Genomic DNA, 8,860 nt, shown 5'->3' on the forward strand with positions numbered 1-8,860 from the left:
GCCTGCGACTACTCTAGCTGACGGTACGACACCGTCGGGGGATGCAGCCTTGTAAGCCACTTCCCCAAGGAAAACAAATTCCTTTTACCTATTTGACGAAGAGGCCGCTCGCGTGAGCGGGCAGCCTCTTCGGGGCGACAGTGTAAAACCGTCTTATTGCTTGCTTGCAGCCACTTGTGCGGCAACTTCTTCAGCGAAGTTGTCAACTGGCTTCTCGATGCCTTCGCCTACCTGGAAGCGAGTGAAGGAAACGATTTCAGCGCCGGCTTTCTTGGCCAGTTCACCGACCTTGATTTCCGGGTTCTTGACGAACGCTTGCTCGACCAAACTTGCTTCAGCCAGGAACTTCTGAATGCGACCGGCAACCATTTTTTCAACGATTTCGGCTGGCTTGCCCTTGATCTTGTCTTCGTTGAGGCTTACGAACACGGCTTTTTCGCGTTCTACGGCTTCTGCGGAAACTTCCGAAGGCAGCAGGAATTCAGGGTTGCTGGCAGCAACGTGCATGGCGATGTCTTTGGCCAGGTCAGCGTCACCGCCTTTCAGGACAACAACAACACCGATCTTGTTACCGTGCAGGTAAGCATTGACCACGTCACCTTCAACGCGAGCCAGGCGACGGATGTTGACGTTTTCGCCAACTTTCGCGATCAACGCTTCACGTGCCAATTCCTGAGCGGCGATCAGCGGAGCTGCGTCGGTCAGTTTTTCAGCAAACGCTTTTTCAAGGCTGCCGTTCACGAATTCTTTGAAGTCGTCCTGCAGAGCCAGGAAGTCGGTCTGCGAGTTGACTTCGAGGATCACTGCACTTTTGCCATCTTCGGCAACCTTGACAGCAATGGCGCCTTCAGCAGCAACGTTGCCTGCTTTCTTGGCGGCTTTGATGGCACCGGAGGCGCGCATATCGTCGATTGCTTTTTCGATGTCGCCGTCAGCCTTGGTCAAGGCCTTTTTGCAATCCATCATGCCTTCGCCAGTGCGCTCACGCAGTTCTTTGACCAACGCTGCAGTAATTTCTGCCATTTCAAATTCCTCTTGGATAGGTCTTAAAACCATTCCACCCGACCGAACGGGCGTTCAAATTCTTGAAAACCGCTGCTGGCTGCGGCACATGACTGCAAGGCTGCGCCAACATGTGGTTTCCGAGGGGGCAAAAAGGGGGCCAGGCCCCCTTTTTGCGTACTGAGTAAACGCTAGGCGTTTGCTACTCAGCCTTCAACGACTGCAGCGGCTGGAGCTTCTTCGACGAACACGTCAGTGCCGCCGTTAGCGTTGTTGCGGCCACGGATAACAGCGTCTGCCATCGAACCCATGTACAGCTGGATGGCGCGAATGGCGTCATCGTTGCCTGGGATGATGTAGTCAACGCCTTCCGGGCTGCTGTTGGTATCGACTACGCCGATAACCGGAATACCCAGCTTGTTAGCTTCGGTGATCGCGATGCGCTCGTGATCAACGTCGATAACGAACAGTGCGTCAGGAAGACCGCCCATGTCCTTGATACCACCCAGGCTACGATCCAGCTTTTCCAGATCGCGAGTGCGCATCAGCGCCTCTTTCTTGGTCAGCTTGGTGAAAGTGCCGTCTTCTGCCTGAATTTCAAGCTCGCGCAGACGCTTGATGGAGGCACGGATGGTTTTGAAGTTGGTCAGCATGCCGCCCAACCAGCGGTGATCGACGTAAGGCGAGCCGCAACGTGCAGCTTCTTCAGCGACGATTTTGCCAGCGGAACGCTTGGTGCCAACAAACAGAATCTTGTTTTTGCCCGAAGCCAGTTTCTCAACGAAAGCCAGAGCTTCGTTGAACATAGGCAAGGTTTTTTCAAGGTTGATGATGTGGATCTTGTTACGTGCGCCGAAAATGTATTTACCCATTTTCGGGTTCCAGTAACGGGTTTGGTGACCGAAGTGGACACCGGCTTTCAGCATATCGCGCATGTTGACTTGGGACATGATAGTTCCTTGATAAGTCGGGTTAGGCCTCCACGTATCCCAATGACCAACCAACAGCTTCAAGCTGAGGGCACCCAGGTCATCGTGTCGACACGTGTGTGGGTTTAAGCTTCTGGGGCATACCCCGGAAAGCGGCGCATTTTATACCATAAAAGGCCGGATAACGGAACACGAAATAAGCACCGCCGTAAACGTCCTTTTGCGCCGCACGCGCAGGGCCACGTCGCGCATCTATAAAGCGATGATCACCCACGGCCTGACGGTCTGTTAGAATCGCGTTTTAAGTGTTTAGCCGCGCCACACCGCGCCGAGAGAATTTTATGACTGTCACCATCAAAACCCCCGAGGACATCGAGAAAATGCGCATCGCCGGCCGCCTGGCTGCCGACGTGCTGGAAATGATCGGCGCTTACGTCAAGCCTGGCGTGACCACGGACGAGCTGGACCGTATATGCCATGACTTCATCGTCAATGAGCAGAAAGCGATTCCGGCCCCGCTGAACTACAAGGGCTTCCCCAAGTCGATCTGCACCTCGATCAACCACGTGGTGTGCCACGGCATTCCAAACGAGAAGCCGCTTAGGGATGGCGATGTCCTGAACATCGACGTCACGGTGATCAAGGACGGCTACCACGGCGACACCAGCAAGATGTTCCATGTTGGCAAAGTGCCAGAGTGGGCTGAGCGTCTGTCGAAGATCACCCAAGAGTGCATGTACAAAGGCATAGAGCTGGTTCGCCCGGGCGCTCGCCTTGGCGATATCGGCGAAGTGATCCAGAAACACGCCGAAAAGAATGGTTTTTCCGTGGTGCGCGAATACTGCGGTCACGGCATTGGCAAGGTCTTCCACGAAGAACCGCAAGTGCTGCACTATGGCCGTGCGGGCACAGGCATGGAGCTCAAGGAAGGCATGACCTTCACCATTGAGCCCATGATCAACCAGGGCCGTGCCGAAACCCGTTTGCTGGGCGATGGCTGGACCGCGATCACCAAGGATCGCAAGTTGTCCGCCCAGTGGGAACATACGATTCTGGTCACGGCAGACGGGTATGAAATCTTTACCCTGCGCAGCGACGACACCATTGCCCGCACATCAGCAGTAAGCGCGTCGGTATAAACCACGTCGCTCAAGTCAGGCCTGATAGATAGAAGGAAAGCCGTTCAATGCCGCAGGTGGATCCAGAATTATTCGACCGCGGCCAGTTCCAGGCCGAACTGGCCTTGAAAGCGAGCCCCATTGCCGCTTTCAAGAAAGCCATTCGTCAGGCCCGCGAAGTGCTCGACGGACGTTTCCGCTCGGGGCGCGATATCCGGCGCCTGATCGAAGATCGTGCCTGGTTTGTCGATCACATCCTGCAGCAGGCGTGGGAACAGTTCGACTGGAGCGACGAGGCGGATATCGCCCTGTTGGCAGTTGGCGGCTATGGTCGCGGCGAGCTGCATCCTTATTCGGACATTGACCTGCTGATCCTCCTGGACAGCGCCGACCACGAAGTCTTTCGCGAGCCTATCGAGCGCTTTTTGACGCTGCTGTGGGATATCGGCCTGGAAGTCGGCCAGAGTGTGCGCTCGGTCGATGAATGCGCACAGGAAGCCGTCGCCGACCTGACAATCATCACCAACCTGATGGAAAGTCGCACCATTGCCGGCCCCGAACGTCTGCGCCAGCGCATGCTCGATGTCACCAGCCCCGCCAGGATGTGGCCGAGTAAAGAGTTTTTCCTGGCCAAGCGTGCGGAGCAGAAAGCCCGCCATCACAAGTACAACGACACCGAATACAACCTGGAACCCAACGTCAAAGGCTCCCCCGGCGGCTTGCGCGATATCCAGACCATTCTCTGGGTCGCCCGTCGCCAGTACGGCACCTTGAATCTGCACGCACTGGCGGGCGAAGGTTTTCTGCTGGAAAGCGAAAACGCTCTGCTCGCCTCGTCCCAAGAGTTCTTGTGGAAAGTGCGTTACGCCTTGCACATGCTTGCAGGCCGATCGGAAGACCGCCTGCTGTTCGACCATCAAAGCAGCATCGCCCGCCTGCTCGGCTACGAAGACGGCGATGCGAAGCTGGCCATCGAACGCTTCATGCAAAAGTATTACCGCGTGGTCATGAGCATCGCCGAACTCAGCGACCTGATCATGCAGCACTTTGAAGAAGTGATTCTTTCAGAGGAAGGGAGCGGCACGACTCAGCCGATCAATTCACGCTTCCAGCTGCATGATGGCTATATCGAAGCCACCCACCCCAACGTTTTCAAGCGCACACCCTTCGCGATACTGGAAGTGTTCGTGTTGATGGCTCAGCACCCGGAAATCAAGGGCGTTCGCGCCGACACCATTCGCTTGCTGCGCGAACATCGGCACCTGATCAACGACGAGTTCCGTAACGACATTCGCAACACCAGCCTGTTTATCGAGCTGTTCAAGTGCGAATTCGGCATCCATCGCAACCTGCGCCGAATGAACCGTTACGGGATTCTGGGCCTGTACCTGCCGGAATTCGGCCATATCATCGGCCAGATGCAGCACGACCTGTTCCATATCTATACCGTCGATGCGCACACCCTGAACCTGATCAAGCACCTGCGTAAGCTGCAATACACTCAAACCACAGACAAGTTTCCGCTGGCCAGCAAGATTATGATCAAGCTGCCCAAGCCCGAACTGATCTACCTGGCAGGCCTGTATCACGACATCGGCAAAGGCCGCGGAGGCGACCACTCCGAACTGGGCGCTATCGACGCCGAAGTTTTTTGCCAACGCCATCAACTGCCTGTGTGGGATACCCGACTGATCGTGTGGCTGGTGCAGAACCACTTGGTGATGTCGACCACCGCCCAGCGCAAGGACTTGTCCGACCCGCAGGTCATCCATGATTTCGCCCAGTTCGTTGGCGATGAAACCCATCTGGATTACCTCTACGTCCTGACCGTGGCCGATATCAACGCAACCAATCCAACGCTATGGAACTCGTGGCGCGCCAGCCTGTTGCGCCAGCTGTACACCGAGACCAAACGCGCCCTGCGCCGCGGCCTGGAGAACCCGGTCGACCGTGAAGAGCAGATTCGACGTACGCAAAGTGCTGCGCTGGACATTCTCGTTCGCAGCGGCACCGACCCGGATGACGTCGAGCAGCTCTGGGCTCAGCTTGGGGATGATTATTTCCTGCGTCACACCGCTGGCGATGTGGCCTGGCACAGCGATGCGATTCTGCAGCAGCCTGCCGACGGCGGCCCGTTGGTGCTGATCAAGGAAACCACCCAACGTGAGTTCGAGGGCGGCACTCAAATCTTCATCTACGCTCCCGACCAGCATGACTTCTTTGCCGTGACCGTGGCCGCCATGGATCAGCTCAACCTGAACATTCATGACGCCCGCGTCATCACCTCCAGCAGCCAGTTCACCCTCGACACCTACATCGTGCTCGACAACGATGGCGGTTCAATTGGCGACAACCCTGTGCGGATCAAGCAAATCCGTGAAGGGCTGACCGAGGCCCTGCGCAACCCGGATGACTACCCGACCATCATCCAGCGCCGTGTGCCCCGCCAGCTCAAGCATTTTGCCTTCGCGCCACAAGTCACGATCCACACCGACGCACAACGCCCGGTCACGATCCTGGAGCTGAGCGCACCTGATCGACCTGGGTTGCTGGCGCGGATTGGCAAGATTTTCCTGGAGTTCGACCTGTCACTGCAAAACGCGAAAATCGCCACGCTCGGCGAGCGGGTGGAAGACGTTTTCTTCATCACTGACGCGAACAATCAGCCGCTGTCCGATCCGCAACTGTGCAGCCGACTTCAGGACGCCATCGTCGAGCAATTGAGCGTCAATCATGAGCCCCACGCAGAGATGCGCCTCAGTATCTGAATGACGCCATTGCATGCCCACCTTTACGTTTCGACTCAACGGCGCCCGGCCACTCCCGGGCGCCACGTTCACTGAGACCCACACCCCATGAATAACGCCTTGCAGCAGCTCCAGCCCTACCCTTTCGAAAAGCTCCGCGCCTTACTTGGCAGCGTGACGCCCAATGCCGACAAACGCCCAGTCGCGCTGTCCATCGGCGAGCCGAAACACCGCTCGCCAGCGTTCGTCGCTGAAACGCTGGCCGCCAATCTCGATCAGATGGCGGTCTACCCGACCACGCTCGGCATCCCGGCGCTGCGCGAAGCCATCACCGCCTGGTGCGAGCGCCGTTTCGACGTACCCACCGGCTGGCTCGACCCGGCGCGTCACGTGCTGCCGGTCAACGGTACTCGCGAAGCCTTGTTCGCTTTCACCCAGACCGTGGTCAACCGCAGCGACGACGCACTGGTGGTCAGCCCTAACCCGTTCTATCAAATCTATGAAGGCGCAGCCTTGCTGGCTGGCGCACAGCCGCATTACCTGCCCTGCCTGGCGGAAAATGGTTTTAACCCGGATTTCGATGCGGTGTCCGCAGACGTCTGGAAGCGCAGCCAGATCCTGTTCCTGTGTTCGCCCGGCAACCCGACTGGCGCGCTGGTGCCGCTGGAAACCTTGAAAAAGCTGATCGCCCTGGCTGACGAATATGATTTTGTGATCGCCGCCGACGAGTGCTACAGCGAGCTGTACTTCGACGAACAGACTCCGCCGCCAGGTTTGCTGAGTGCATGTGTGGCCTTGGGCCGCAAAGACTTCAAACGCTGCGTGGTATTCCACAGCCTGTCCAAGCGCTCGAACCTGCCTGGTTTGCGCTCAGGTTTCGTGGCCGGCGATGCCGACATCCTTAAGGCTTTTTTGCTCTATCGCACCTATCACGGTTGCGCCATGCCGGTTCAAACCCAACTGGCGAGTATCGCCGCATGGAATGACGAAGAGCACGTACGCGCCAACCGTACGCTGTATCGGGAGAAGTTCGACGCTGTGCTGGAGATCCTCGCCCCGGTGCTCGACGTACAGCGCCCCGACGGTGGTTTTTATCTGTGGCCGAGTGTCGGGACCGATGACACTGAATTCTGCCGCGACCTGTATGTCGCCGAGCATGTCACCGTAGTGCCGGGCTCCTACCTGTCCCGCGAAGTCGACGGTTTCAACCCCGGCGCCGGACGTGTACGCATGGCGCTGGTTGCACCTCTGGCCGAATGTGTCGAAGCGGCCACGCGTATTCGGGATTTCATCACCCGCTGAGTGAAGCCACTTGCCTGCTATGGCGACATAGCAGGCGCGCCCCTACTTCTCCGGACCCAGGTTCGCCTCACTCAGGTCCAGTTCACCCAATATCTGACGCAGCGCGTCGTCGCCGATCCGGTGATGACGGCGCAGGCTATAGAGTTCCAGGCGCTGCGCGCGCAACGCGTGCAGGCGCAGGCGTCGCTCCAGTTGATCCATTTGCCAGGCCAGCGCCTGCGCTTCGGAGGTGTCATTGAACACCTCGAGGTGATGGCGGTATTCGGACATGATCCGCGCTTTGACTTCCATCGCCAAGGCGGCTTGCGCAGCGTCGGGGGTGACGCTCGTGTCGGCCAGCTCTTCAGCTTCCAGTGCGTGAATCGCCGCTTCAGCGGTACGCTTCCAGGCGTCTCGAACTTCGCGTTTCATCGCGTGGTCCGGGCTTTTAGCCACGCCGCGCAGCAACAATGGCAAGGCGATGCAGGCCGCAATCAATGACAGCAGAATGACGCCAGCGGCGATAAAGATCAGCAGGTCACGCTCAGGAAAGTCTACCCCTGCGCCGATCAACAGCGGCACGGACATCACACCCGCCAGCGTCACCGCCCCTCGCACCCCACCCACGGTCAGCAGCCAGGCAGAGCGCGCCGTCAGCTCAAGCGATGACTCGCCACGATCCCCCCAGCGCCGCAAGCCGACCATCAGCCGCCAAATGCTCTGCACCCACACATAACGTAACGCCAACAACACCATGAAAATCGCCAACACATCCAGGCAACGCCACAACAGGGTTGGCCAGAGCGACACTTCATGGCTGGCGACGGCCTTGATGATGTCCGGAAACTGCAGGCCCAGCAGCAGGAAGATCAAGCCATTGAAGGCAAATTCCAACAGCGCCCAGACGCTACGATTGAGCAGGCGCGTACTGGTCTGACGCGGCAACAGATCGAGCCAGCTCTGCATCATCCCGGCGGCCACGGCCGACAGGATCCCTGAAGCGCCCAAGCGTTCAGCCAGTACATAAGCAGCGAAGGGCAGGAGCAACATGAACACGACATGGGTCGCGGGGTCATCCCAGCCCCGGGCAATCATCCAGCCACGCAAACGCCCCACCAGCCAGCTCAGCGCTACACCGATGGCCAAGCCGCCGCAGGCGACCAGGACAAATGTCAGGCTGGCATTGGCCAGTGAGAACACCCCCGTCACCGCCGCCGCCAAGGCAAACTTGAAGGTCACCAGGCCGGAGGCATCGTTCATCAAGGCCTCGCCCTGAAGCATATGCATAATCGGCGCGGGCAGCCGATCCTGGGCAATCGCCGACACCGCCACGGCATCGGTCGGCGACAGCACGGCCGCCAGGGCGAAGGCCACCGGCAAAGGGATGGTCGGTATCAGCCAATGGATAAAGAAACCGGCGCCCACCACCGTGAACAACACCAGCCCCACCGCCAAGGTAAGAATCGGCCCGCGAAAACGCCATAACTCACGCTTGGGCATGCGCCAACCGTCCGAGAACAGCAGCGGCGGCAGAAACAAGAACAAAAACAGCTCAGGGTCGAGCGCAACATGCAAACCCAGCGTCGGCCAAGCCAGCAACGCCCCGGCAGCGATCTGTAACAGCGGCAACGGCAACGGAATCAACCGGGCCACTAACCGCGACACACCGACCAGCATCAACAAAATGAGGACGGTATAGGCTGTTTGCATAAAACGGTCTTCCTCGTCGTCCACTAACAGTCAAATGCATGCACTCAGGCAATCGCACACCTTCAAACTGACA

Annotated in this window: 6 protein-coding genes; 3 read left to right on the top strand and 3 right to left on the bottom strand. The window is 58.2% G+C overall.

What is annotated here, in order from left to right:
* Positions 1–153: 153 nt before the first annotated feature.
* Positions 154–1,023, bottom strand: a complete 870-nt coding sequence (gene tsf / locus AC1MEA_RS01085) for a translation elongation factor Ts (protein WP_219061234.1) — start codon at positions 1,021–1,023, stop codon at positions 154–156.
* Between the two features lie 185 nt (positions 1,024–1,208).
* Positions 1,209–1,952, bottom strand: a complete 744-nt coding sequence (rpsB, locus tag AC1MEA_RS01090; RefSeq protein WP_219061233.1) for a 30S ribosomal protein S2 — start codon at positions 1,950–1,952, stop codon at positions 1,209–1,211.
* Positions 1,953–2,272: 320 nt separating this feature from the next.
* Here rpsB and map point away from each other — a divergent pair, with 320 nt between their 5' ends.
* The 3 genes from map (at position 2,273) to dapC (ending at position 7,098) form a co-directional block, all read left to right on the top strand.
* Positions 2,273–3,070, top strand: a complete 798-nt coding sequence (gene map, locus AC1MEA_RS01095) for a type I methionyl aminopeptidase (RefSeq protein ID WP_480916389.1) — start codon at positions 2,273–2,275, stop codon at positions 3,068–3,070.
* 47 nt (positions 3,071–3,117) lie between these two features.
* Complete coding sequence (locus tag AC1MEA_RS01100; RefSeq protein ID WP_480916390.1) at positions 3,118–5,817, top strand: [protein-PII] uridylyltransferase; 2,700 nt, start codon at positions 3,118–3,120, stop codon at positions 5,815–5,817.
* An 87-nt stretch (positions 5,818–5,904) separates the two neighbouring features.
* Positions 5,905–7,098, top strand: coding sequence for a succinyldiaminopimelate transaminase (dapC, locus tag AC1MEA_RS01105; RefSeq protein WP_480916391.1), 1,194 nt, complete (start codon positions 5,905–5,907; stop codon positions 7,096–7,098).
* A gap of 42 nt (positions 7,099–7,140) precedes the next feature.
* On the opposite strand, the gene AC1MEA_RS01110 is transcribed toward dapC, so the two are convergent.
* Positions 7,141–8,787 carry a Na+/H+ antiporter gene (locus tag AC1MEA_RS01110; protein WP_480916392.1) on the bottom strand — a complete coding sequence of 549 codons (1,647 nt, stop codon included), beginning with the start codon at positions 8,785–8,787 and terminating at the stop codon, positions 7,141–7,143.
* Positions 8,788–8,860: the final 73 nt, after the last annotated feature.

The organism is Pseudomonas sp. ASL8 (assembly GCF_056680355.1).